This is a genomic window from Corynebacterium dentalis, from assembly GCF_900232865.1.
Taxonomy (GTDB): Bacteria; Actinomycetota; Actinomycetes; order Mycobacteriales; family Mycobacteriaceae; genus Corynebacterium; species Corynebacterium dentalis.
Window position 1 is genome coordinate 15,250 of the sequence record NZ_OCTS01000003.1, and the last position, 24,639, is coordinate 39,888.

General features: G+C 59.7%; 23 protein-coding genes. 7 read left to right on the top strand and 16 right to left on the bottom strand.

Annotated features, from left to right (window positions below):
* Window positions 1–175: 175 nt before the first annotated feature.
* A complete protein-coding gene (dusB, locus tag CS919_RS03155; protein ID WP_268803744.1) occupies window positions 176–1,345 on the top strand; it encodes a tRNA dihydrouridine synthase DusB in 1,170 nt (389 codons plus the stop codon).
* A gap of 98 nt (window positions 1,346–1,443) precedes the next feature.
* Window positions 1,444–2,181 (top strand): phosphate signaling complex protein PhoU, encoded by a 738-nt coding sequence (gene phoU, locus CS919_RS03160; protein ID WP_099298059.1) that lies wholly within the window; start codon window positions 1,444–1,446, stop codon window positions 2,179–2,181.
* A 27-nt stretch (window positions 2,182–2,208) separates the two neighbouring features.
* Here the strand turns inward: phoU and CS919_RS03165 are convergent, their stop codons facing one another.
* The 7 genes from CS919_RS03165 to CS919_RS03195 form a co-directional block, all read right to left on the bottom strand.
* On the bottom strand, window positions 2,209–2,742 hold the full coding sequence (locus tag CS919_RS03165; RefSeq protein ID WP_099298060.1) for a gluconokinase: 534 nt from the start codon (window positions 2,740–2,742) through the stop codon (window positions 2,209–2,211).
* A gap of 286 nt (window positions 2,743–3,028) precedes the next feature.
* Window positions 3,029–3,805 (bottom strand): phosphate ABC transporter ATP-binding protein PstB, encoded by a 777-nt coding sequence (gene pstB / locus CS919_RS03170; RefSeq protein ID WP_099298061.1) that lies wholly within the window; start codon window positions 3,803–3,805, stop codon window positions 3,029–3,031.
* 55 nt (window positions 3,806–3,860) lie between these two features.
* Window positions 3,861–4,772 carry a phosphate ABC transporter permease PstA gene (gene pstA / locus CS919_RS03175; RefSeq protein WP_099298062.1) on the bottom strand — a complete coding sequence of 304 codons (912 nt, stop codon included), beginning with the start codon at window positions 4,770–4,772 and terminating at the stop codon, window positions 3,861–3,863.
* A gap of 12 nt (window positions 4,773–4,784) precedes the next feature.
* Window positions 4,785–5,852 (bottom strand): phosphate ABC transporter permease subunit PstC, encoded by a 1,068-nt coding sequence (gene pstC, locus CS919_RS03180; protein WP_099298063.1) that lies wholly within the window; start codon window positions 5,850–5,852, stop codon window positions 4,785–4,787.
* Window positions 5,853–6,003: 151 nt separating this feature from the next.
* Window positions 6,004–7,110 carry a phosphate ABC transporter substrate-binding protein PstS gene (gene pstS, locus CS919_RS03185; RefSeq protein ID WP_234990786.1) on the bottom strand — a complete coding sequence of 369 codons (1,107 nt, stop codon included), beginning with the start codon at window positions 7,108–7,110 and terminating at the stop codon, window positions 6,004–6,006.
* Between the two features lie 376 nt (window positions 7,111–7,486).
* On the bottom strand, window positions 7,487–8,497 hold the full coding sequence (mshD, locus tag CS919_RS03190; RefSeq protein WP_099298064.1) for a mycothiol synthase: 1,011 nt from the start codon (window positions 8,495–8,497) through the stop codon (window positions 7,487–7,489).
* Between the two features lie 3 nt (window positions 8,498–8,500).
* A complete protein-coding gene (locus CS919_RS03195) occupies window positions 8,501–9,184 on the bottom strand; it encodes a winged helix-turn-helix transcriptional regulator (RefSeq protein ID WP_099298065.1) in 684 nt (227 codons plus the stop codon).
* A 125-nt stretch (window positions 9,185–9,309) separates the two neighbouring features.
* Between CS919_RS03195 and CS919_RS03200 the strand changes: the two genes are divergently transcribed.
* Together CS919_RS03200 and CS919_RS03205 are read left to right on the top strand one after the other, a co-directional pair.
* Complete coding sequence (locus tag CS919_RS03200; protein WP_099298066.1) at window positions 9,310–10,143, top strand: LmeA family phospholipid-binding protein; 834 nt, start codon at window positions 9,310–9,312, stop codon at window positions 10,141–10,143.
* Window positions 10,144–10,182: 39 nt separating this feature from the next.
* Window positions 10,183–10,827: a heme-binding beta-barrel domain-containing protein gene (locus CS919_RS03205; protein ID WP_099298272.1), complete on the top strand. Its 645-nt coding sequence runs from the start codon at window positions 10,183–10,185 to the stop codon at window positions 10,825–10,827.
* A 46-nt stretch (window positions 10,828–10,873) separates the two neighbouring features.
* On the opposite strand, the gene CS919_RS03210 is transcribed toward CS919_RS03205, so the two are convergent.
* Complete coding sequence (locus tag CS919_RS03210; RefSeq protein ID WP_099298067.1) at window positions 10,874–11,767, bottom strand: aminodeoxychorismate lyase; 894 nt, start codon at window positions 11,765–11,767, stop codon at window positions 10,874–10,876.
* On the opposite strand from CS919_RS03210, the gene ygfZ reads away from it, so the two are divergent.
* Both ygfZ and CS919_RS03220 read left to right on the top strand, forming a co-directional pair.
* Window positions 11,766–13,076 (top strand): CAF17-like 4Fe-4S cluster assembly/insertion protein YgfZ, encoded by a 1,311-nt coding sequence (gene ygfZ / locus CS919_RS03215; RefSeq protein ID WP_099298068.1) that lies wholly within the window; start codon window positions 11,766–11,768, stop codon window positions 13,074–13,076. The two genes, CS919_RS03210 and ygfZ, sit on opposite strands and share 2 nt — an antisense overlap.
* Before the next feature lie 202 nt (window positions 13,077–13,278).
* On the top strand, window positions 13,279–13,461 hold the full coding sequence (locus tag CS919_RS03220) for a DUF3073 domain-containing protein (protein ID WP_099298069.1): 183 nt from the start codon (window positions 13,279–13,281) through the stop codon (window positions 13,459–13,461).
* A gap of 126 nt (window positions 13,462–13,587) precedes the next feature.
* Here the strand turns inward: CS919_RS03220 and purM are convergent, their stop codons facing one another.
* The 3 genes from purM to CS919_RS03235 form a co-directional block, all read right to left on the bottom strand.
* Complete coding sequence (gene purM / locus CS919_RS03225) at window positions 13,588–14,658, bottom strand: phosphoribosylformylglycinamidine cyclo-ligase (RefSeq protein WP_099298070.1); 1,071 nt, start codon at window positions 14,656–14,658, stop codon at window positions 13,588–13,590.
* Window positions 14,659–14,738: 80 nt separating this feature from the next.
* Window positions 14,739–16,313 carry an amidophosphoribosyltransferase gene (gene purF, locus CS919_RS03230; RefSeq protein ID WP_099298071.1) on the bottom strand — a complete coding sequence of 525 codons (1,575 nt, stop codon included), beginning with the start codon at window positions 16,311–16,313 and terminating at the stop codon, window positions 14,739–14,741.
* A gap of 98 nt (window positions 16,314–16,411) precedes the next feature.
* Window positions 16,412–16,798 carry a sterol carrier family protein gene (locus CS919_RS03235; protein ID WP_099298072.1) on the bottom strand — a complete coding sequence of 129 codons (387 nt, stop codon included), beginning with the start codon at window positions 16,796–16,798 and terminating at the stop codon, window positions 16,412–16,414.
* A gap of 131 nt (window positions 16,799–16,929) precedes the next feature.
* On the opposite strand from CS919_RS03235, the gene CS919_RS03240 reads away from it, so the two are divergent.
* Complete coding sequence (locus tag CS919_RS03240) at window positions 16,930–17,934, top strand: acyl-CoA thioesterase (protein ID WP_099298073.1); 1,005 nt, start codon at window positions 16,930–16,932, stop codon at window positions 17,932–17,934.
* Between the two features lie 75 nt (window positions 17,935–18,009).
* On the opposite strand, the gene purL is transcribed toward CS919_RS03240, so the two are convergent.
* The 5 genes from purL to CS919_RS03265 all read right to left on the bottom strand — a co-directional run bounded on the left by purL (window position 18,010) and on the right by CS919_RS03265 (window position 24,613).
* The gene (gene purL, locus CS919_RS03245; protein WP_099298074.1) at window positions 18,010–20,586 is read right to left on the bottom strand and encodes a phosphoribosylformylglycinamidine synthase subunit PurL; all 2,577 of its coding nucleotides are present in this window, start codon (window positions 20,584–20,586) and stop codon (window positions 18,010–18,012) included.
* Between the two features lie 24 nt (window positions 20,587–20,610).
* Entirely contained in the window at window positions 20,611–21,285 is a 675-nt protein-coding gene (gene purQ, locus CS919_RS03250; protein ID WP_099298075.1) for a phosphoribosylformylglycinamidine synthase subunit PurQ, read from the bottom strand.
* Window positions 21,286–21,528: a phosphoribosylformylglycinamidine synthase subunit PurS gene (purS, locus tag CS919_RS03255; protein ID WP_099298076.1), complete on the bottom strand. Its 243-nt coding sequence runs from the start codon at window positions 21,526–21,528 to the stop codon at window positions 21,286–21,288.
* Between the two features lie 120 nt (window positions 21,529–21,648).
* The gene (locus CS919_RS03260; RefSeq protein WP_099298077.1) at window positions 21,649–22,374 is read right to left on the bottom strand and encodes a DUF2334 domain-containing protein; all 726 of its coding nucleotides are present in this window, start codon (window positions 22,372–22,374) and stop codon (window positions 21,649–21,651) included.
* Window positions 22,375–22,465: 91 nt separating this feature from the next.
* Window positions 22,466–24,613, bottom strand: coding sequence for a S9 family peptidase (locus tag CS919_RS03265; RefSeq protein WP_099298078.1), 2,148 nt, complete (start codon window positions 24,611–24,613; stop codon window positions 22,466–22,468).
* Window positions 24,614–24,639: the final 26 nt, after the last annotated feature.

Sequence of the window (24,639 nt, forward strand, 5' to 3'; positions counted from 1 at the left end):
GGCACGCGAAGTGCTTTAGCCCCAATCTTCCCCAATTATTCTTGCCACACTGGCCAACCTCGCCAGTCAACCTCCCCCGCCGACCCAGTCTATCGCCCTGCCACACCCACACACGTAGATCGCACCACTAAGCCAGCACTTGGGAATCCGCCGCCTGCAGTGTGACAATAGCACCGTGACTACCACCATCTCTTCGCAGGAACCCGCACTACGCATCGGCCCATTCGATTTGGAAAGCCCCGTGATCCTGGCCCCCATGGCTGGGGTCACCAACGTCGCATTTCGCTCGCTGTGTCGCGAGCAAGAACGCGAACGGATGGGCAGCGTGGCCGGTCTATACGTGTGCGAGATGGTGACCGCCCGCGCCTTGGTGGAACACAACGAAAAGACGCTACACATGACCACCTTCGCTCCGGATGAGGACCCCCGCAGCTTGCAGCTGTACACCACTGACCCGAAGTACACCTATGAGGCAGCGAAGATGATCGTGGACGAGAATCTCGCCGATCACATCGACATGAACTTCGGCTGCCCCGTCCCCAAGGTCACCCGTCGCGGTGGCGGCTCCGCCTTGCCTTATAAGCGTCGCTTGTTCGCGAACATCGTCGCCGCAGCCGTGAAGGCCACCGAGGGCACCAATATCCCCGTGACGGTCAAGTTCCGCATCGGCATCGACGATGAGCACCACACTCACTTGGACGCTGGCCGCATCGCCGCCGACGAAGGCGCTCAGGCCGTGGCCCTCCACGCCCGCACTGCGTCCCAGCGCTATTCCGGCCAGGCCGACTGGTCCGAGATTTCCCGGCTGGTCGAGCACATGGATGGCCGAGTTCCCGTGCTGGGCAACGGCGACATCTTCAAGGCCACGGATGCCCGGGCCATGATGGACCAGACCGGTTGCGACGGCGTGGTCGTGGGTCGCGGTTGCTTGGGCCGCCCCTGGTTGTTCGCGGAGCTCTCCGCCGAGCTGCGTGGCCTTCCTGTGCCCTCAGAGCCGACATTTGGTGAGGTCGCCCGGATCATCCTTCGACACGGCGAGCTGCTTGCCGAGCACGACGGCGAGACCAAGGCATGCAGGGACTTACGCAAGCACATGACCTGGTACCTCCGTGGTTTCCCCGCAGGTGGGGATCTTCGACGCCAACTCGCCCAGACATCCACTCTCGCCCAGCTGCGCGAAACACTCGACCCAGTGTGGGATTCCACGGACCTCGCGGAGGACGCCGACGGCGCCCGTGGCCGTCAAGGCTCGCCCGGCAAGGTCATCCTCCCCGAGGGATGGCTGGACGACCCAGAGGACGAAACAGTTCCAGTTGGCGCAGAGATGGCTAATAGTGGCGGATAATTTACGTATTTTCCTGGCGTGAACTGCAATTCTGCTTCTTTGCATGCAACAATTACTCACATGGCAATGCAGCAAATTTAAGGCTAAAATTAGTTATCATGCGTACCGCCTACCGCGAACAGATGGATCGATTCACTCATGACCTCTTGGTTATGAGTGATCTTGTGCGCAATACTATGGCCTCCGCCTCCGAAGCTCTACTCGACGCGGATCTGGCCAAGGCGGAAAAAGTGGTCAGCAGCATCGATGTCATCGAGGAGCTACGCGCCAAGTGCGAAACCGCAGCGTTCGAGCTCCTCGCACTCGAAGGCCCAGTGGCCAGCGACCTGCGCCAGGTAGTCAGCGGAATCTACATCGTCGAAGACCTCGCCCGTATGGCGGCCCTGAGCGTCCACGTGGGCAAACTCGCCCGCAGGCGTCACCCGCAATCCGCAGTGCCAGATGAAATTAAGCCCTACGTCGAAGAAATGTCTCGGCAGGCGATCAACTCGGCGTCGAAAATCAAGGACCTTCTCATCAACACGGACGTCTCCCAGGCAACGGAGCTGGCGGCCGAAGACGATGCCGTGGATGACATCCACCGTCACCTGTTCATCCTGACCACACAGCGGGAATGGAAATACAGCACGCGCGAGGCGGTGGATCTCACACTGATATCTCGCTACCTAGAGCGATACTCCGACCACGCAGTCTCGATCGCTTCCCGAGTGGTGTACATGGTCACGGGCATGCGCCTGCCGGAATACCAAGAATCCGAGCGCACCAAGGAGCAGCAGCAGGCGCTGGAGAGCCAGTTCGACGAGATCTCGCGCCGCTACCAGGACTACTGGGACTAGTTCCCACTCCCCTACTTCCGTGATGGTTTAGCTGTCGCGGTACGCCTTCTCCGCGAAGCTTGCCGCAGCAAGGGAATCTTCCGCTAACTGCTCAGGAGTGCGACCGACATCTAGCTGAATACCCAGCTCATCCGGCGTGAGGGTCTGCAGCATCGCCAGCTGCTCGTGGAGCAGTTCCGGCGGCATGTTCTCTCCGATGCGGTTATCCATGCGGCGGGCCAATACATCTTCCGTGCCATAGAGGTGCACGTAGAACACGGTGCCTTTTGCCTCGCTCAACAGTTCACGATGCCGCTTTTTGAGCGCGGTACAGGCCACCACGGTGGACTTGCCAGCTTCGGCTTGCTCGGTCATCCAATCTCGAACGGTAGTCAGCCAGGCCATCCGCGCTTCCGCATCAGGCATTTTTCCGTCCTGGAGAATGGCCATGTTGCTAGCGGGATGCAGGTCATCCGCTTCCAGAAGTTGGCGGTCGGTCTTTTCCGCGAGTTTGCGTGCCAAGGTAGTCTTGCCGCTTCCGCTGACTCCCATGACCACGATATGCAGTGGTTGAGTTCCCATTGCTTTTCTCCTCACGCGCGCCCAAGGCTCCCGCTCATCTGGTTTCCACGGGTGCCATGCTTCATCTCCCATTGTAGGCAGTCTTAGAACTAGGGAGTACAGATATAGATAAAGGACCCACCGCAAAATAACGGTGGGTCCTTTGTCCAGCGCGGGACGTTAATCGTCTACGCTGCTCAAAGCGAATAATCCACTATTCACCGCTGCTTATTCGGCGCAACGACCGTGCGTAGGAGCTGTAGACCTTATTGGTGCACAGCCCCTAAGCGGGAGGAAAGGAAACGATTTATCCGAAGCGACCGGAGATGTAGTCTTCGGTTTCCTTCTTGTCTGGGTTTTCGAAGATCTTGGTGGTTGGACCAACCTCGATCAACTGGCCGGGACGGCCGGTAGCTTCCAGGGAATAGAAAGCGGTCTGGTCGGACACACGGGATGCCTGCTGCATGTTGTGCGTCACGATGACGATGGTGAACTCTTCCTTCAGCTCATGGATGAGATCCTCCACAGCCAGGGTAGAGATTGGGTCAAGAGCGGAGCATGGCTCGTCCATGAGGAGAACTTCTGGCTCCACAGCAATTGCTCGAGCGATGCACAGACGCTGCTGCTGACCACCGGAGAGGCCGCCACCTGGCTTGTCCAGACGGTCCTTAACCTCTTCCCAGAGGTTAGCGCCACGGAGGGCCTTTTCGGCAACTTCCTTGAGCTTCTTCTTGTCCTTCTCGCCGGACAGCTTCAGGCCAGCAACCACGTTCTCTTCGATGGACATCGTTGGGAACGGGTTGGCCTTCTGGAACACCATGCCGATGGTGTTGCGCACTGCTACGGGATCAACCTTGCTGGAGTAGATGTCTTCGCCGTCCAGCAAGATCTCGCCCTTGACGTGAGCGCCTGGGATGACTTCGTGCATGCGATTCAAGGTGCGCAGCACGGTGGACTTACCGCAGCCGGATGGGCCGATGAAGGCGGTAACGGCCTTTGGTGGGATGTTCAGGTTGACGTTCTGCACGGCGTGGAAATCGCCGTAGTAGATGTTGACGTCGTTTAGGTCAAGGCGCTTAGCCATAATGAACTACTTTCTCCTAAGAGTGGTGACTTGCGGGTTGTTGATGGTGCGGGAGCTAGACCTTGACGGAGAAGCGCTTGGAGACAATTCGCGCGCCAATCATCAATGCAGCCACCAGGATGACCAGGGTCAGTGCGGCGCCCCAGATGCGTTCCAGCACATAAGGGTTGTTGCCGGCGCGGTACATCTGCAGCATGAACAGAGGAAGAGAGTTCTGGTTGCCCTCGAACACATCCCAGTTGATAGCCGGGGTGGAACCCACGAGGATCAGCACAGGGGCGGACTCGCCCATGACTCGGGCCACTGCCAGCATGATGCCGGTGACGATGCCGGACAAAGCGGTAGGAAGAACGATCTTGAGGATGGTCTTCCACTTAGGAACGCCCAGTGCGAAGGACGCTTCACGCAGGTCCATAGGAACGATGCGGAGCATTTCTTCCGTGTTGCGGACGATGATCGGAACCATCAGGAGAACCAGGGCCAAGGCCACTGCGAAGCCGGAGCGGTCGAAGCCCAGGGTGGTCACCCACATGGCGTAGACGAACAGTGCCGCGACGATGGAAGGAACACCGGAGAGGATGTCCACCATGAAGGTGGTGATGCGTCCCAGGAAGTTTCCGTTGGCGTACTCCACCAGGTACACAGCGGTGAAGACTCCGATTGGCACGGAGATCAACGAGGTGACGAAAACCTGGGTGATAGTACCGATGATGGCGTGCACCATGCCGCCGCCAGGCATGCTGTTTGGCTGGCCGGTCATGTCAAACATCCACCAGTCTGCGTTCAGCATGACAGGCAGACCCTTGAAGAGCACCGTTGCCAGGACCCACACCAGTGGGGCCAGGGCAATGATGATGGACAAGTAAATGATGATCTGGGCGATCTTGTCCTTGGCCTTGCGGCTTCCGGAGATATCGACGAAGAGGTTGTTCTTGTTGGACTTGCTTGGAGCTACTGCGTTAGTCATCTTCTCGATCTCCTAAGAATTCTTCGCGACGACAGCACGCGCAGCAGCATTCACCACGAAGGTGAGCACGAACAGCACGAGGCCCGCGGCAATGTAGGCGCCGGCCTTGAGGTCATCGTTGAATTCGGGGGCTGCGTTTGCAATTGCGGTAGCGAAGGTCGTACCACCATCCATCAGGGATCCGCGGAAGCCTGGGGAAGATGCAACGACCATGTACAGGGCCATCGTCTCGCCCAGCGCACGACCCAGTCCCAGCATGGAACCGGAAATGTAGCCGGATAGTCCGAAAGGAAGCACGGTCATGCGGACGACTTCCCAGCGGGTTGCGCCCAGAGCAAGAGCTGCCTCGACGTGGCCCTTTGGAGTCTGTACGAACACCTCTCGAGCCGTCGCAGCGATCACTGGAAGAATCATGATCGCCAAGACCACGCCACCGGTGAAGATGTTGCGGGAGGTGGAGAACGATGGAGATGACATCGGGTCAACGTTGAAGAGGAAGAATCCTCCAGCCCAACCAGACAGCCATTCGAAGAATGGGCCCAGTGCAGGGCCGAGCACCTGGATACCCCAGATGCCGAACACGATGGATGGTACTGCTGCCAGCAGGTCGACCAAGAAACCGAGAGGCTTGATCAGCTGCTTTGGGCAGTAGTTGGAAAGGAAGATAGCCACGCCCAGCGCGATGGGCATCGCGATGACGAGCGCCACTAGAGAAACCAGAACAGTGGTAAAGAACAAGTTCGGGATACCAAACTGCATCCATCCACCGTCATTGGTGTTGTACGCAGTGTCCCAGCGATCTCCATAGGTGAAGAAACTGAGCAAACCATCGCGCAAGCGATCCAGTGCAGGTACCGCGCGAGCGATAAGGAATAGGGCGATGAGTCCGATGATGACGGTGATCAGGATTGCTGATCCCTTGGCCAAAGACTCGAAAATGATATCTCCGGGACGCTTTACGTTACTGCCACCGCCGGAGCGCTGGCTGTCTTCGTTTTTCGGTGCGCCTGCTGCAACGGGAGTTGCAGCTGCAGTGAGGTTAGCGTCTGCTTCTACCTCAGTCTGATTGGCATGTGCCATGTAAGTTGTCCTTTAAGAAAGTTGCGCTACACGAGTGGTGGCGCTTCGTACAACAAGGGCGTGGTTTTTCACACTGGAACCCCCGATGGTCAATTCCATTCGGGGGTCTCTCAGTTCAAGACGTTAGAGAGTCACCTCTCCGAATCTTGGATTACTTCAGAGCCTTTACAGCTTCTTCCAGCTTGGACTTGAATTCGCCATCCACAGGAATGTAGCCCTGCTCTTCCAGAGCCTCATCCTGGTTGTCCAACATGGTGAACATGAAGTTCTTCACCAGTGCGGCGGTGTCACCTTCGTAGCCTGCGGAGCAGACGATCTCGTAGGTGGTCAGAACCAGTGGGTACTGGCCTTCTTCCTTTTCTGCGTACAGCTTCTCGGAATCGACGACCAAGTTGTGGCCCTCGCCCTTGAACTCTGCAGTAGACAGAGCGTTGTTCACGTTCTCAGCGTTGAGCTCAACTGGGCCAGCACCGAAATCGACGTTGGCCATGTTCAGCTCGTCGCGCTCCTTAGCGAAGCCGGACTCAACGTAGGTGATTGCGCCCTGGGTTGCTGCAACTTGGTCAGCAACACCGGTGGAGCCGTTAGCGCCTGCACCCACGCCACTTGGGAATGCCTTGCCCTCGTCCTCCCAGACATCGCCTGCGGAAGCCTTCAGGAACTTCTGGAAGTTGTCAGAGGTGCCGGACTCGTCAGAGCGGTACACAACGTTGATGTTGGTGTCTGGCAGCTCGACGCCCTCGTTGGACTCAGCGATTGCTGGGTCGTTCCACTTCTTGATCTCGCCCTTGAAGATCTTGGCGATGGTCTCGGTGTTCAGGTTCAGGGTGTCTACACCGTTGAGGTTGTAGGCCACGGCAACTGGACCAATAACCATTGGCAGGTGCCATGCTTCGTTGCCACCGCAACGCTTTGCAGCGGTTTCAACCTGCTCGTCCTTCAGTGGGGAGTCAGAACCAGCGAAGTCAACCTGGTTAGCCAGGAACTGCTCCTGGCCGGCACCGGAACCGGTGGCGTTGTAAGCCAGGGTGGAACCGGACTCGGAGAAAGCTGGTCCGAAGACGTTCTCCATTGCGTTCTGCTGGGAGCTTGCGCCCTCGCCGTTCAGCGTGCCGGAGACGTCCGCCATGTCGTAGTTGGACTCACCGCCGTTGCTGTCGCCGCTGTTGTTGTCTGCGTTGGAGCAGCCTGCCAGAACCAGGGTGCTGGCAAAAAGGGCTGCAGCTGCTGCGCCGGAGCGCTTCAGGTTAGACTTCACGGTTTTCCTCCGAAGTTAGTCAGTGTCAAAAAAAGTTGTGGATTACTCGCATCGCGATTGCACATTCTGGTTTCTCCCGAAGCCCAGTCACTTTGAGCCTCTCCGAAGAATTTTCCTATTGAACGCACAGTCGCCTATGCAACGTTTAAGAATCTAACGAGCCTGGATGGACTCAATTCGCACTGAGAATGAACAGAAGGTTAACAACCGTGATCTAGCTGGTCATGCGCCCGAAATTTCTAAAAAGTTTCTTCCGAAGCACCCCCGCGCCCCCACCAACATTCCCATCGAAATTCCCCACTTTGCCCATTTGTTAACCCTGCATTTACCAAATGTGGCCGATTATGAAGAAATTCTCAGGAACGCAGCCCACTATCTACTCACGCTTTTCTCCTCGATAGACCACATCAGTCTGTACCACTTCAAAGCCCAAGTGCTGATAGGTAGCCACAGCAGGTGCGTTATCGCCTTCAACATAGAGTTCGACTAGCCCCGCGCCTTGCTCCAGCAAATACTCAATTCCCACCAGCGTGATGGCTCCACCCAGCCCACGACCGCGAGCCTCGTCCGCCAAACACACCACATATACTTCCCCAGCGCGCTTCCCCTCCGGCTTCTCCATCTGGTCCACGGGAATCTTCGTCCAGTGGAAACCAAGGCACCGCGGCTCCTCAGACACCGGGTCCTCGGCCCACAACATCCATACACCGGCAGGCTCAAACCACGCGGTATTCCGCGCCTCTACCAGCCGCTCGAGATCCCAACCGCCTTGTTCTGGATGCCACGCAAAAGCCTCATTATTAACGCGCACCCACTCTTGATCCACCAGCTCTTCACCGTACTTATCTATGGCAGCAACATAGTTGAGAATCTCTACGTCCTGGCCGACAATGCGCTCCCGCGCCTCCTCCGCACCGCGCTCCAATTCCTCACGTCGTGACGAACCCGGTTCGCAGCTCACCGCCATCTTCAACAGCTCGCGCGTACGCCGTCCCCCCACGGACTCCACGAGCTTCTGCGCCGCCGAACTATCTCCATGAGCCCACACCTCCAGCGCGCCCTCCAGCTGGAAATCAGTGATGGCTCGATCCAGAAGTTCGCGTCCCACGCCGCAATGGCGTCGGGAAGGAGAAACGGCCATCTCCACGGTGGAGGAAGGATCCAGACCCAACACCCCAACCACGTCGTCCTTACTCTCCCCCGTGGACTCCACCGCAACGATATGACGGTGGCCCTGATCCTCCGCAATACCGCGGACAAAAGCCTCACTGAACGCCGCGACGCCATCGTGCTGGCACACCTCCTCCAGCAGCTGATCGATTTTTTCGACGAGCTCAGGATGCTCAGAGAGGTCTCGGAACTTTCGGAACGTCACATTGTTCGGCATGTCCTACTCCAATTCTTCTGGATCTATTGCCTTATAACCCACATTGCGAACCGTCAGGATCACGCCCTCGTACTCACGGCCCAACTTCGCCCGCAAGCGCCTGACATGCACATCAACGGTGCGCGCACCACCGAAGTAGTCATAGCCCCACACGTCCTGCAACAACTGCTCACGGCTATACACCCGACCAGCGTTTTTCACGAGGAAGTGCAGGAGCTCAAACTCCTTGTACGTCAGATCCAATGGCTTGCTACCCAGCCGCGCCACATACGTCATTTCGTCGACCACCAGCCGGCCAATGGCCACCACCTGAGAATCCTCGGCGGTCTCCACCGGCACAGGACGGCGAGTCAACAACAGACGAAGACGAGCGTCGATCTCCACGGGCGAGGCAGAAGGCAACAGAAAATCATCCACAGCCCACGACCCATCCAGCGCGATCAACGACGTCTCCGCAATCGCCGCGACCACCGGCAAATCTTGATGCGCGGCAGCCACAGCCCGGCAGAAATCACGAGCAGCCAACAGATTGTTGCCAGTGACATCAATCACCACCACATCGCTGCCCTCGAGCTGCCGGATCGAAGCTGATTTTGCGGGCACCAGCTGTAACTCATGACTGAGCAGAGGGAGGGAAGACAGCACGTCGGAGGCGTCGGAAGCGTCAGTAACAACCGCTACTTTCACGTCACATCAATCCTCACTGGCCCGCCTTGGGGGTAATAGTTACGCATGCCCGGGAGACAATCCGAGCATGCCTATGAGCGCAACAATACCCGTCCATAGCCTTACTTGAGGTAAAAATTAGATTGATGAGCGCGTCAAGCAAACGGAAACGAGTCCTCTCGCGCATCGCGATTGGATTGGTCATCACCTCTTTCCTCGCGGTGTTGGCCGACAGTCTCGTGGCAGCCCGTACCGAACACGGGGTCTCCCAAACGCTGTACGAAGCGAGCAATCTGCCCACCCCTCCCGCGGTGGAGGTTGCTGGCTTCCCTTACGTCAGCGCCGCTTTTACCCACGAGCTCCCTTCCATCACCGTCACTGCCCAGGACGTGGATGTCCCCGGGTGGGGTTTGATGAGTGTGCAGTCCTCCGCACAGTACGTCACCGTCTCCGCTGAGGATGTGTTCAACGGCACCATCGAGGACTCCCCCTCCCGCAAGGTCTTTACTCGCCTGCAGCTTGATGGCGTGAGCATCGGCTCGCGCATGGGCATTGATGACCTGATGATCCAGAACCTAGAGGACATCTCCCCTCGCGGCGGCTGGGAAACCGAGGCCGTCTTCGAGGGAACACCGAAGGGATTCGCGCAACCCGTCACCGTGGAGATGAAGCTTCGTGTGCGGGAGGGCCGGGTACGATTGTCGCCGGAATCGATCGTGAAGGCGCCAAAGGCGAAAGATAGTTCCGACGCCAGGGTTGCCGAGGATCACCTTCCCGCCATCACCAAGCAAGAGATTCTTGATGCATTCCAGTTGGACGTTGGGGCAGAATCGCTTCCTCTAAAAGGCCAGCCCATCAGGGTCTATGTGGCCGGTGGCAGTGTCTTCATCGAGTCCGAGCAGTTTTACACCTCGGTGAGCATTGAAGATCTCATGCCGTACACGCGTCCGTTGCCCGAGGAAGAAGAGCCGGGACTCTAGAGACCTTTGGTGGGAGTGCCGCGCGGTACAGTGAATGGCATGACTGACAACAGCCAAAACAACCCCGGCCCTGTCAACCCCAACGAGGCAATCGCTCAAGCCGAGGAAAGCGCGAAGAACACCAGCAGTAGGAACCTTCCGGATTTTAATGATCTGCCGATCCCGGAAGACACTGCCAACCTACGCCTTGGCCCCAATCTGCACGATGGCCTGCTGGCCCTGCTACCGCTGATTGGTGTGTGGCGTGGACAGGGGCAGGCCGCCCAGCCCGGCGAAGAGGAGTTCACCTTTGGCCAGCAGGTAGTCTTCGCCCACGATGGCGAGAACCGCATCCGTTATGAGTCCCGCTCCTGGCGCATGGACGATGACGGCCAGCCGCTGGATACGCCAGACCGCCGCGAGTCCGGTTGGTTGCGCATAGGTGAGGACGACAACATCGAGATGACCGTGGCTCACTCCGATGGAATTGTGGAGATCCTCTACGGCAAGCCATTGACCGAGCGCGCGTGGCAGCTGGAAAGCGCGTCCACCATGGTTACCGAGACGGGTCCTGCGGACTTGGGTCCCGGCAAGCGGCTGTACGGTCTGATGCCGAACAACGACCTCGGTTGGGTGGATGAGCGCCTCGTCAACGGTGAGATGACTCCGTGGATGTCCGCACAGCTGCAGCGCGTGGTGGGCTAGTTTCCGGAGAGCTAGGCCTAGCTGTTCCTTTTACTCTCACTGAGGTCTAACTGGTGACAGCTTCCCACATCATCTGCTGGATTTCTTCAGCGTTGTCCGGGTTGCCCAGAACCACGCCGTCGATCTCCTTGACCCGGGCAAAGGCCCGAACGGAGGAGACCAGCCATACGCAGTCGGCCGTGTGCAGGTCGCTAGGCTGCATCGAACGATACCCCACGTCCCATCCCCGGTGCTCTGCCAGACGGAATAGTGCAGCTTGGCTAGTGCCGGGAAGCACTCCCGCCTCTATCGGCGGGGGGACGAGGGGGCGTCCGAACACAGCAATGATGCTGGAGGTGGGTCCTTCAAGGACCTGCCCTTCGTCGGACACGAAGATCACATCGTCGAACTCGCGGGCCTTGGCGTAGCGCAGTGCCGCCATGTTGGCCGCGTAGGACAGCGTTTTCGCACCAATGAGCGCCCACGGTGAGCGCTCCGAGAGGTCGATGCGGAATCCTCGTTCCGCAGTCATCACTGTCACACCTTCGGCGCGCGCCCGCTCGATCTCGCTGCCGATTGGGCTGACGGTGATCCAGCCCGTAGCAGCACCCGTAGACTCCCGGCCTCGGGAGTATACCCAGCGCAATGCGGCTTCTGGCGCGCCCACAGTGTCCTGAAAGTGTGCAACCGCCAGCTCGGTGGCCTGCGCCCACCGCTGCATATCGGGGATATCCAGCTCCAGCATTGCTGCGCTGGATAAGAAGCGCGCTCGGTGCCGTTCCATGTTGTGCACCACCCCGTCGCGCAACATCATGGTTTCAAACACACCGTCGCCGCGGATCGCCGCGAGGTCGTCAGCGAAAACCAGTGGCGCTTCTGCATCCCAAAGCTGCGGGCTCTCTGCGCCCAGTACATCGACGATGGTCTGTCGCGATTGCTGGCTGGCTGTTGCTTGGCTCATGACTCCTCACTCTAGTGGGTTATGTCTTATCCCCCACCTGCCCTATACCTCATTCACCCCAGCTGGTAACAATGGAGATGTGGAAAACGTCACTTCTGCCCACACATCTTCTCCAAACGAAGGCGCTGATGCAGTCGCCTCCGTGTCTCCCGCCGTGGACAACGGCTCTCCCAGCCCTCTGTTGTCCCATGTGCCCGGTGCCAGCAATGAGGCCGATGGGCGCACGCTCAATGTCGCGTGGCATTACGGGAAACCTCTGGTAGAGCAGTCCCGAATCACCTCATCCAAGCCCGGTCTGGTGGATCGCTGGGATCGCGTTGCCATTCTGATCAGCGGCGAGGAAGCCGCCACGTGGCTCAATACCTTGATCTCGCAGAAGGTCAATGCGATCCAGCCTGGTCAGGCCACATGGGGTTTGAACTTGGATATCCAGGGCAGGATCCTGCAGAACTTTGGCATTTCCTGTTTGGACGATTCGAGCCTGTTGCTGGACGTCCCCGGCGAGCAGGCCGATGACCTCGAGGATCACCTCACCAAGATGATTTTCTGGTCCCAGGTGACCGTGCAGCGCTTGGAGCTGGTTCAGCTGACCATCCTCGGTGAGGATTTCAGCGCCGTGGGGCTCTCCGGATCCGATCAAGCCCGTGGAGACGCGACGGAAAGCTACCGAACCAGGATGCTGGGAGATCTCCCCGTCACCGATTATTGGGTGCCTCGCGATCAGTTGCTGCAGCGTTGGGATGAGCTCACGCAGCGCGCCCAACCTGCTGGTTTGATGGCCTACACTGCACTTCGGGTGCAGGCTCGCGAACCAGAGGTCGGCTTCGATACCGACGAAAAGACGATCCCCCACGAGGTCCCCGCCTTCATCGGAACCGACATCTCCGGCGCCACCCAGCGCGAAGATATCAATTCCGGCCCCACCGCAGTTGCTGTCCACTTGAACAAGGGATGCTACCGCGGTCAGGAAACTGTTTCCCGCGTGCACAATCTGGGCCGCTCCCCACGCGTGTTGGTGTTGCTGCACCTTGATGGCTCCAAGGGTTCTTTGCCGGACGTGGGCGCAAGCGTGCAGGCCGGTGGCAAGGTTGTGGGTCGTGTGGGCACCAGTGTGCACGACGCAGACTTCGGCCCCATTGCGCTGGGGCTTATCAAACGCTCAGTGCTGGATAAGTTAGCCAAGGATCCCTCCTCCGTTCCTCCTATGACCGTTGACGGGGTGGATACAGCAGTGGATCCTGAAGACATCCGAATCGATGATTCTGCACGTCCTGGGCGCCAAGCCATCAACGCCTTGCGCAAAAATTAATTAAGGTCCCGCTAGCTGCTTATTTTCGCTGTTCAACCCCACGTACCCCAGCTACTGCTGGAGTACGTGGGGTGCTTAAGTCTGCCCACGTTTCGGAAAACTGAGACCGTACCCGCTATGGTGTACAACAGGAAGAAGCTCATAACAGTTTGTGGATGGTCGCTCCCCGCGCCATCCCAAGGAAACGCAAGGGGGTCAGGCCATGGGTCGCGGCCGTGCCAAAGCTAAGCAAGCTAAGGTTGCCCGTCAGCTGAAGTACAACACTCCAGAAATGGATCTGGAGAGGCTCCAACGAGAGCTCTCTGGTGATTCGGATCGGGGTGACCAGTCTTTTGATTCCGTAGAGGAAGATGAAGAGTGGGACGAATGGAACACCAGCAACTGACGCACCTGCTCGCGCTGTAATTAATTACAGGGAAGCTCCCACCCTGAACCACGCGGATTAAATTCCACGGTTTTCACGGCGGGAGCTTTTTCGTGCCCGATTCCTGCAGGCACGAATCCTTTTCCGCTAGGCGCGCTTGTACTCGCCGTTCAGTACCGCACCTTCGGCGCCGTCTTCAGCTGGGCGAACTTCGCCCAAGCGCCACGCATCGATGTGGCGGGCAGTCAGCATAGCCAATGCGCGCTCGGCATCGTCTTCGGCAACTACCGCCACCATTCCGACGCCCATGTTGAACGTCTTTTCCATCTCTTCCTGGTTAACCTGACCCAGGCGAGCGATGGTGCGGAACACGGGCGCAGGAGTCCAGGTGCTGCGGGACATTTCTGCGGTCAGGCCGTCGGGGATCACACGAGCCAAGTTGGCTGCAAGTCCACCACCGGTGACATGCGCGTAGGTGTGCACTTCGCACTCGTTGGCCAGGTCCAGGCAGTCCTTGGCGTAGATACGGGTTGGCTCCAGCAGCTCTTCCCCGAGGGTGCGTCCAAAGTCCTGCACGAATCCATCGAGTGGAAGGTTGTGCATGTCCAGCAACACGTGGCGTGCCAAGGAGTAGCCGTTGGAGTGCAGGCCCGAAGAGGCCATAGCGATGACCACGTCACCTGGGCGAACCTTGTCTGGCCCCAAAACCTTGGTCTCTTCCACCACGCCGATGGCGGTGGCGGAGACATCGTATTCGCCTTCCTTCATCAGTCCAGGGTGCTCAGCAGTTTCGCCGCCCAGCAGTGCACATCCGGCATCCTCACAACCATCGGCAATGCCCTTGACGATGCTGGCGACGTGCTCTGGCACAACCTTGCCAATCGCGATGTAATCCTGCAGGAACAGCGGCTCAGCACCACACACCACGAGGTCATCCACGCACATGGCTACCAGGTCGCGGCCGATCGTATCGTGCTTGTCCATCGCCTGTGCGACAGCCAGCTTGGTGCCCACGCCGTCAGAAGCGGCAGCCAGCAGTGGCTTGTCGTAATCTCCCAGTGCAAACAGACCGGCGAACCCGCCGAGCCCTCCGCGCACCTCGGGGCGAGTGGCCTTCTTGGCGAGTGGGGCAAACAGCTCCACGGCGCGGTCGCCTGCCTTGATGCTCACGCCAGCGGATGCGTAAGAGGCGCCTTGCGAGTTCTGGTTTTCAGTCATGTCAGTCCGTGGTCCGTTACAAGTAGATGGTGTTTGTAATAAGGGTGATGGGCATGTGAGCAGGCCCGTTGGCTGGAGGGCTACTGCTCTACGAATTCTTCCAAGGGCTCTGCGTTTTCGCAGGATCCGTTCTGCCGCTGCATGGCCCGCACCAAACCCGTGTTGGGATTATTGGTGGGCATCCCCAGTGGGAAGTTGCCGTCGAAACACGCCGCGCACAACTCATCATAGGGCTGGCGGGAGGCTTCCACCATGGCTTCGGTGGAGACGTAGGCGAGGGAATCCGCGCCGATTTCCTCGCAGATCCGTGCCACCGGGTCATCTTGTTCCACCGTGTTGGCGATGAGTTCCTGTGGGGAGGCGAAATCGATGCCGTAAAAGCATGGCCACTTCACCGGCGGCGACGCAATGCGCACGTGCACTTCCGCTGCTCCCGCGTCTCGTAGCATCTTGACAAGCGCGCGTTGCGTGTTGCCACGGACGATCGAATCATCCACCACGATCAGCTTCTTGCCTTCAATAACGTGGCGCAGCGGGTTGAGCTTCAGGCGAATGCCCATCTGGCGGATAGTCTGCGAGGGCTGAATGAAGGTGCGTCCCACGTAAGCGTTCTTCACCAAGCCTTGAGCAAAGGGGATGCCAGAGCCCTGGGCGTAGCCCACCGCAGCGGGAGTGCCAGATTCCGGCACGGGGATAACCATGTCGCCATCCGCAGGTGCTTCCTCGGCCAGCTTGCGTCCGATCTCCACGCGGGTCGCGTTGACGGGCTGCCCCTTGATCACGGAATCCGGACGGGCGAGGTAGACGTACTCGAATACACAACCCTTAGGGCTGGCGGAGGCGAAACGACGGGACCGCACGCCGTCTGCGTTGACCACGATCAGCTCACCAGGCTCCACATCGCGAACGAACTTCGCGCCCACAATGTCCAGCGCGGATGTCTCCGAAGCGATGACCCAACCACCTTTGTCCAACTGACCCAAGGACAACGGACGAATGCCACGCGGATCGCGCAGCGCATAGAGGGACTCACCGTCGGTGAAAGTCAGACAGAATGCACCCTTCACGTGTGGGAACAGCTCCATCGCCGCTTCCTCCAGCGGGCGATCCTCCCGCGTGGAACTGGCCAGCAGGGAGCACATCACATCTGAATCCGAGGGGTTCGTCTTAGGATCAACAAGTCCCAAACGCGCGGCTTCTTCGGTGAGCTCGCGGTGATTGACCAAGTTGCCGTTGTGCCCCAAAGCCACGTCCACCCCATCCGGGCTCATGCGGAACATGGGCTGAGCATTCTCCCAACCAGCGCCGCCGGCAGTGGAATAGCGAGTATGACCGATAGCCACATGGCCCCGCAACGCATCTAAAGATTGCTCATCAAAGACTTGACTGACCAAGCCGAGATCTTTAAACACCAATACTTGGTCCCCATTGCCCACGGCAATACCTGCGGCCTCTTGACCGCGGTGCTGCAGAGCATAGAGACCGTAATAGGTGAGCTTTGAGACATCTTCCCCCGGAGCCCATACGCCAAAAACTCCACACTCTTCGCGTGGGCTGATTTCACCCAGGTCATCAAATGGAGAACTCTGGGTAGGGAGCGTGCTCACGCCGTGTCCATCCAAATGGCCATTGTCCTGCTCATTTGGGTAATTCATCTGGCGTGCTCGCAACGATTCCTGGCTGTTCGTGTTTGCCACACGTCACACACTACTAGTCCACCCAGACAATCCCAACCGCCATCTGCCCCAACGAGTCATCGAGCGAAACGAAACAGAGGAAGATACTCCTGCACCTCGTGGGCTCGAGTGCCAGACAGTTCAGTGTTGGCGACGGATAAAGAAACCTCACCCACCGCCAAACGCAACCACTCGCGCGGCTCGCACTCCACCACGTTGGGCGGGGTTCCGCGCCGGTGCTCCGGACCCGCAACACACTGCACAGCAGCGAAGGGCGGGACTCGCACCTCCACACTATGACCAGGTGCAATATCACCCAAGACCTGCACAGATAAGCGCACAGCCGCGGCCACAGAAGCACGCGGCGGCCGAGGTGCGTCCGGCTGCACAACCCACTCCAGGACCTCGTTCACAGCCTCGCGCGCAGCAGCGGACAACTCCGGCCCAGTCTTGCCTTTCTTCATTCCCCTAGGCTACTCAACGCGCAATTGTTCAACAGGCTAGGATGGATTGGTTCTCTTGTGGACCACCCACGCAAGTCACAGCGAAAGGTCGGAAAGTGGCCGAAACAGCCCCTAACGAAAACCAGCAAGAAATGACCGCGGCTTACCAAACCGAACGCGCTGCAGACGTCACCTTGCGCTTCCTCGCAGCTCCCACCGACGTGCTCATGGCCGGCGCCAACGGCGTCCACGGCGGCCGCGTCCTGGAATGGATCGACAAGGCAGCCTACGCCTGTGCCGTGGGCTGGTCCCGCTCCTATTGCGTGACTGCCTACGTGGGCCACATCCACTTCAACCGCCCCATCCCCTCCGGCCACATGGTCGAGGTGCGAAGCCGCATCGCCTACACCGGCAACTCCTCGATGCACATCGTCAACGAGGTCTTCTCAGCCGATCCTCGCGAGGGCATCTTCACCCGCGCCTGCGACTGTCTGGTGATTTTCGTGGCAATGACCGAGGACCGCAAGCCGCAGACCGTGCCCAAGTACGTGCCGCAGACCGAAGAGGAAAAGCGCGTCGCCGATGCCGCCCTGTCCCGTGTGCAGCTGCGCAAGGCCATCGAAGAGGAAATGCTCAAGCAGACCTACACCAAGGATTCCACTGCCCCAGAGCTCACCAACCGATTCCTGGCCAAGCCAACGGACGTCAACTGGGGTGGCAACGTGCACGGCGGCACGGCCATGCAGTGGATTGACGAAGCAGCCACCGCCTGCACCATGCAGTGGAGCGGCGAACGCACCGTGGCCGTGTACGCCGGCGGTATTCGTTTCTACCGCCCGGTGCAGATCGGGGATCTCGTAGAGGTCGACGCCAGGATGATTCGCACGGACTCTCGCTCCATGTCCGTGATCATCCACCTGCGCGCGGGAGACCCCCGTGACGGCCGGGAAAACCTCCCCGTCGCCATCCACGCATCCTTCACCTACGTGGCCACGGATGTGGACGGCAATCCGCTGGAGGCACGCCAGTTTGTGCCAGAGACTAAGGAAGACAAGCGTTTGGAGCAGCACGCTGTCAAGCTGCGTGAACTGCGCTCTAAGTACCAGCCACGGCCGCTGGTGACGCCGATGCGGGATGATTACAAGATCACGGACTAGTTTCTTGCAATAAAAAAGCGCCCCGCCTCAGCTTTCCAGCTGGAGCGGGGCGATTCTTACGCGGTCAAGCAGCTACTACACCGCGGAGTTGCTGCCCACCGCGTGGGAGAACAGCGCTGGCAGCGTGGAAGTCCACACGTCACGCAGCTCGGTCACGCTGATGGCCAGATCCAGTCCCGTGACCTTATCCTCGCCGCTCCCGGTGACGGCGCTTGCCTCGGCGGGTTGTCCCAAGTCCGTGTCCAGAGCTGCGCCCTGGCTCAGCGGCTGCTGTGGCATCGCCTCAGTGGACAGACGCACCATTGGCTCGCCTTGGAGATCCTCTGCACCGGTGATGCCCAGCCACGTAGCAGTCAGCTCGGCACCTGCCAGTGCACGCATGACCTCGCCGTAGTTCTCCGGAGCAACAGCCAACAGCACGCGGGACGCGGTCTCAGAGAACAGCGAGACGAAAGCCGCCTCTGCCGCGGTACGGCCGCCCGCAGCCTTCACGATCTCCTCGAGCTCAGCACGGCGCTCAGCGCTCATTGGCTCGCCCTCACCCTGGCCAGTCTCTTCAGCTACCAGCTCGTCCATGGCGGCAATAGCCTCCGCAGACTCGAGGTGTGCGCTGTAGTGCAGTCCCAGCAGCGGGTTCACAGTCAAGCCACGATCGGACTGAATAGCGAACTCTGCCAGTGCCTGAGACAAGCCACCTTCTGACAAGTCGTGCGCCGCAGCGATGCTGCCACGCAAGGAAGCGATGGTCTCACCCAATCGCTTCTCAAAGTCCAAGTCCACCTCGGGTGGCATACCTGCCAACTCGTTGTGGATAGCCTGCTGCCAGATGGATCCGCCCAGCTCATCCTTGGTCTCCGCACCGGCAAGAATCAGGTGGTAAGCCTGCTCATCGCCCTGCGCGAGCTTCTGCGGAATACGCGTGGAGACGTTGTCGATGGTGCCCAGAACGGCGATGACTGGCGTCGGCAAAATAGGAACATTGCCCGTCTGGTTGTAGAAGGACACATTGCCGCCCGTAACCGGAGTACCCAGCACGGCGCAGCCGTCGGCCAGCCCACGCACGGCCTGGCTGAACTGCCACATCACACCGGGATCCTCGGGGGAACCGAAGTTTAAGCAGTTGGACACAGCAGCCGGCGTAGCACCGGAAACAGACACGTTGCGGTAGGCCTCAGCCAGTGCCAGCTGTGCACCGCGACGCGGATCCAGGCGAGTGTAGCGACCGGACGCGTCCGTGGCCACAGCGATGCCGCGGCCCGTCTCCTCGTCGATGCGCAGCACGCCGGCATCCGCATCCTTGGCCAGGATCGTGTTGCCGCGCACATAGCGGTCATACTGCTCGGTGATGTACTCACGAGAGCACAACGCCGGGCTGCCCAGCATCTTCAGCCACTGATTGCGCAGCTCCATGACGGTATCCGGACGCTGCAGGCCTGGATCGCGCTGGATGGCGTCCTGATCCGCAGGGCGGGCCACAGGACGTTCGTAGACGGGACCTTCTTCGGCCATAGTGCGCGGTGGTGCGTCCACCACGACCTCGCCCTGGTGCTCAATGACCAGGCGCTCGGTGTCCGAAACGTAGCCGATATCCGACGCAATCACGTCCCACTTCTCACACACAGCCATGAAAGCGTCCACGTTGTCCGGGGTGACCACGGCCATCATGCGCTCTTGGGACTCGGAGCTGAGGATTTCCGCCGCGGTCATGTTGTCCGCGCGCAGGTGCACCTTGTCCAAGTCGATGTGCATGCCGCCATCGCCAGCTGCTGCCAGCTCGGAAGTTGCACAAGATAGGCCAGCTCCGCCGAGGTCCTGAATACCCACCACAACGCCAGCGTTGTAGAGCTCCAAGCAGCACTCGATGAGTACCTTCTCTGCGAACGGGTCGCCCACTTGCACGGCAGGAAGCTTGCGCTCTGCACCCTCCTCGAAGGAAGCGGAGCCCAGCACGGACACGCCGCCGATGCCGTCCAGACCAGTGCTGGATCCGAACAGGATCACGCGGTTGCCGGTACCGGAGGCAAAGGCCAGCTTGAGGTCATCGACCTTTAACGTACCCACGCACAAGGCGTTGACCAGTGGGTTACCGGCGTAGGAAGCGTCAAAGACAGTCTCGCCACCGATGTTGGGCAAGCCCAGGGAGTTGCCGTAACCGCCCACTCCAGCCACCACGCCGGGCAGCACGCGCTGGGTATCGGGAGCATCCACAGCGCCGAAGCGCAGCTGATCCATCACGGCGACTGGGCGCGCGCCCATGGCCATGATGTCGCGGACGATGCCGCCCACGCCCGTGGCAGCGCCTTGGTATGGCTCCACGTAGGACGGGTGGTTGTGGGATTCGACCTTGAAGGTGACCGCGTGGCCGTCACCGATGTCAATCACGCCGGCGTTCTCGCCGATGCCCGCGAGCATCTTGGACTTCATTTCCTGCGTGGTGGTCTCACCGAAGTAGCGCAGGTGCACCTTGGAGGACTTGTAGGAGCAGTGCTCCGACCACATCACGGAGTACATGGCCAGCTCGGCATCCGTGGGGCGACGGCCGAGGATCTCGCAGATACGGCCGTACTCGTCATCCTTGAGTCCCAGTTCCAGATAAGGCTGCTGGGCAGTGGGGTTCTTCTGGGCATCAGCGACTGTGTCGTTGTGAACCATGAAAGTAGTGCTCCTTTATGCCTTTTAGGAAGAGACCAGGGAGGTCAGGACGGAGGTGAACAGGCCGAGCCCATCGGTGGAGGGTCCGGTCAGGTCATCAATTGCATGCTCTGGGTGTGGCATCAGGCCCACAACGCGGCCGTTTTCGCTGCAGATGCCCGCGATGGAGTTGCGGGATCCGTTGTGGTTTTCCTGGTAGCGGAAGACAACGCGGCCTTCGCCTTCCAGGCGCTCGAGGGTTTCCGCGTCCGCTTGGAAGCGGCCTTCGCCGTGCTTGGTGGGGATGTGGATGCTGCCACCCTCGGCGATTCCACTAGTCCAGGCCGTGTTGGTGTTCTCCACGTCCAGGTAGATATCGCGACACACGAAGTGCAGGCCTTCGTTGCGAGTCACAGCGCCGGGAAGCAGACCAGCTTCCTGGACGATCTGAAAGCCGTTGCAGATGCCCAGAACGGGAATACCCTTGCGCGCGACCTCCGCTACGGACTGCATGGCCGGAGCGATGGATGCGATGGCTCCGGCGCGGAGGTAGTCGCCGTAGGAGAATCCACCGGGTACCACCACGGCGTCCACTTTCTTCAGATCAGCGTCTGCATGCCACAGCTCTACGGCTTCGGCGCCTGCGTAGCGCACTGCGCGGGAGGCATCAACATCATCGAGGGTGCCGGGGAAAGTAATTACGCCAATGCGTGCGCCCACTTAGGCTTCTCCTTCAATCTGCACGTCGTATTCTTCGATGACCGTGTTGGCCAGCAGGTTCGCCGCGACCTTCTCCAGGTCTTCGCGGCTCACCTCGCCGTCAACTACCAGTTCGAATCGCTTACCCTGGCGAACATCGGCGATGCCTTCCACACCGATGCGTCCCAGTGCGCGTACAACTGCCTGTCCCTGAGGGTCGAGGATTTCCTGCTTTGGCATGACATTTACGACGACACGTGCCATGGATTTTTTGCTCCCAGCTGTGAGGATAAGTCCACTTTGATGGTTAAATACTCGCCTATCCTAACACCCGTCGAGACAGGCTCCTCCCCCGCCGCTCACCCGCTGGTAACGGGCTGGTTATTAGGCCACCGCAACCCGGTGCTGGGCTACGTAATTGTTGTAGGGCTGCGGTTGGTAGCCCTGGTGGAGCAGGCGGTCGGCGATGCGCAGGAGATCCTTCGTGGTGTTGCCTTTGTCCGCCTTGTTGGCGTTGATGGACAGCCGAATGTCTGCTCCGCGACGGGCCATGCGGTCTACCGCGGTGGAAACATTCCTGCGCCACCAGCGTGCAGCGCCAAATCCGTCACCGAAAGCCAGCACGCGCACGTGGTGGCGCTCTCCGGTGCGCAGGTCGCGAATTCCGTAGGCATCAGCCGCCGCGTCTAGGCCCTGGTTGCGGGCCGCGTCCATTGTTTCTTCCGACGCCATCCACTTGTTTGGGGCAAACACCTGTGGCTCCAGCCCCAGCACAGACAGCTGCCTGCGGGCTGCGGTGATGCGCAATTGTGCTTCGTGCTTGCCCAGGCGGTGGAACTCTCCGTGCGTATCCGGCGCTCCGGCGCGGCTCAGTCCCATGCCACCCAGCAGGATTTCGTGCTTCTGCTCGCGGGACTCGTGGATGAATTCTAGTGCTGCTTCGTCTGCCTGCAGCTTCCATTCTGGTGCCTGCGCTGTCACCACGAGTCCCGCCTGAATCCCCAGCTCACGCAGTGCATCCCGCATCTCTTCTGCCGCGGGAACGGTATCGCGGTGGATGCCCGTCAGTGTCAGCATGAGTTGCGGGTGGTCGCTTGCGTGCCTCGTCATGGGTATTGACAGTGCACACCTCAAGTAAACGGCAGGTAACCGTTAGTTGTCTCCTGCCCTAGCCTGCGTTGAATTCTTCAGAACAAGCGGTCTAGCGCAGCAGCTCTGTGGCACCCATCCGGTCGAGTTCCCACGCGGTTTCGAACGCGGACTGTCGCCAGGCTTCGTAGCGCCCGCTGACTCCGCCGTGGCCGGAGGTCATGTCCGTCTTCAACAAGACATCGGCACCAGCCACTTCGCGTAGCTTCGCGGTCCACTTGGCGGGTTCCACGTAGAGCACGCGGGTGTCGTTGAGTCCGCAGATGGCGAGAATCGGCGGGTAGGTGTTATCGGCTGAGATATTGTCATACGGAGCGTAGGAGGCCATGTAGTCATATACCTCCGGGTCCGCGTAAGGGTTTCCCCACTCGTCCCACTCGGTGACCGTCAACGGCAGTTCTGGCTTCAACATGGTGGTCAGCGGGTCCACAAACGGAACGATGGCCTCGATGCCCGCGAAACGATCGCCGGCTTCGTTGGCGATCGCGCCCATCAGGATGCCTCCGGCGGATCCGCCTTCAGCCACCATCTGCTGCGGCGTGGTCATGCCCTGCTCAATCAGGTAGTCCGCCACGTCAATGAAGTCCGTGATGGTATTGCGCTTATGCAGCCCCTTACCTGTGTCATACCAGACTCGGCCCATCTCTCCGCCGCCGCGGATGTGCGCAATGGCGTAAACCACCCCACGGTCCAGCATGGACAGTCGGAACAATGAGAAACCGGGATCCATGCTGGCCTCATAGGCGCCGTAGCCATAGAGCATCACTGGGTTGGTTTGGGTGAGATCCACGTCTGCGTGATGGATCAGGGAAACCGGCACGTCCACCCCATCGCGTGCCGTCACCCACAGCCGTTGTGCACGATATGAATCCGCATCAAACGGGGTGCCGTCCGGTGCGGGCAGCACTTCTTGCTGCTTGCGCAGCACCCGCTCGCCGGTCTCCAGTGAAATATCGAAGATCTGCGGCGGGTGGGTGAAGCTGGATAGGCCCACTCGCAGTACTGGCGAATCCCACTCCAGGTTGCCCATGGCGTTGACCCCCACTAGGTCCTCGGAGAACTCCACCTTCTCAAACTCGCCCAGCCCTTGGGCTGGCTCCAGTTTCATGTAGTACAGCGTCTCCACCGCGTTCTCGCGCACCTCCAGCAGCAGGTGATCGGAGAACACGTCCACGCCCTCCACACGCACGTCCTCGCGGTGCGGAACCAGCACGGTCAGCTCGTCCAATGAGGTGACCTCGCCCACCGGAGCGTAGCCCACCTCTGAATTGGCGCCGTTCTTGTTGTGCACGATGAACCAGTAGTCAGCACCGTCGATCACCACGTGATCCGCGCCGTATTCCACCCCGCTCTCCCGAGGCAGCAGCATCGTCAGCTGCGCATCCTCGGCCTCCAAGTCCAAGAAGTGCACCTCGGAAGTGATCTTGGAACCGCTGAAAATCATCAGGTAGCGCTCGGATCGGGTGGTGCCCACGCCCGTCCAGAAGTGTTCGTCTTCCTCGCGGAAGATCAGCTCGTCCTCATCCACGGAGGTGCCCACGGTGTGCTTCCACACCTCGTGCGGGCGCCAGGCTTCATCCACACGCTGGTAGTACAGGGCATTGATGCCCACCCAGGTAGCGCCGTAGGACACTCCGGCGATCTCATCCGGAAGTTCCTCTCCCGTATTCAGGTTCCGAATCTTCAGCAGGAAGCGCTCGTCGCCTTCGGTATCCACGGAGTAGGCCAACAAACTGCCATCGCGGGTCACGCTGGCGGCACCCAGGGAGAAAAAATCGTGGCCCTCTGCCTCGACGTTCGCATCGAAGTACACCTGCTCATCGTCAGCAGCGTATTCTTGATGGATCTCTGGTGGCACCCAGGCGTTTGCGTCGAGAACAGGGATCCGGCACATCTGCCCGTAGGACTTGCCCTCTTGCGTCCGGGCGAAATACCAGTAGTTGCCGGAGCGCACGGGCAGGGACTTATCGGTCTCCTGGACGCGGGCCTTGACCTCGTTAAACACCGCATCCTCCAGCGGCTTGAGGTGGCTAGTGCGGGCTGAGGTGTACTCATTCTCCGCGTTCAAATACGCGCGAACGTCTGGGTTGTCCTTGTCCCGCAGCCACTCGTAATCATCGGCGAAATCGCGACCGTGGAAGCTGCGGGTAAAAGGAACCTTCGCGGCGACGGGTGCTGTGGGTGCAGAGTCTAAATCCATAACAGCCGATCGTAGCCCGTTGCTGG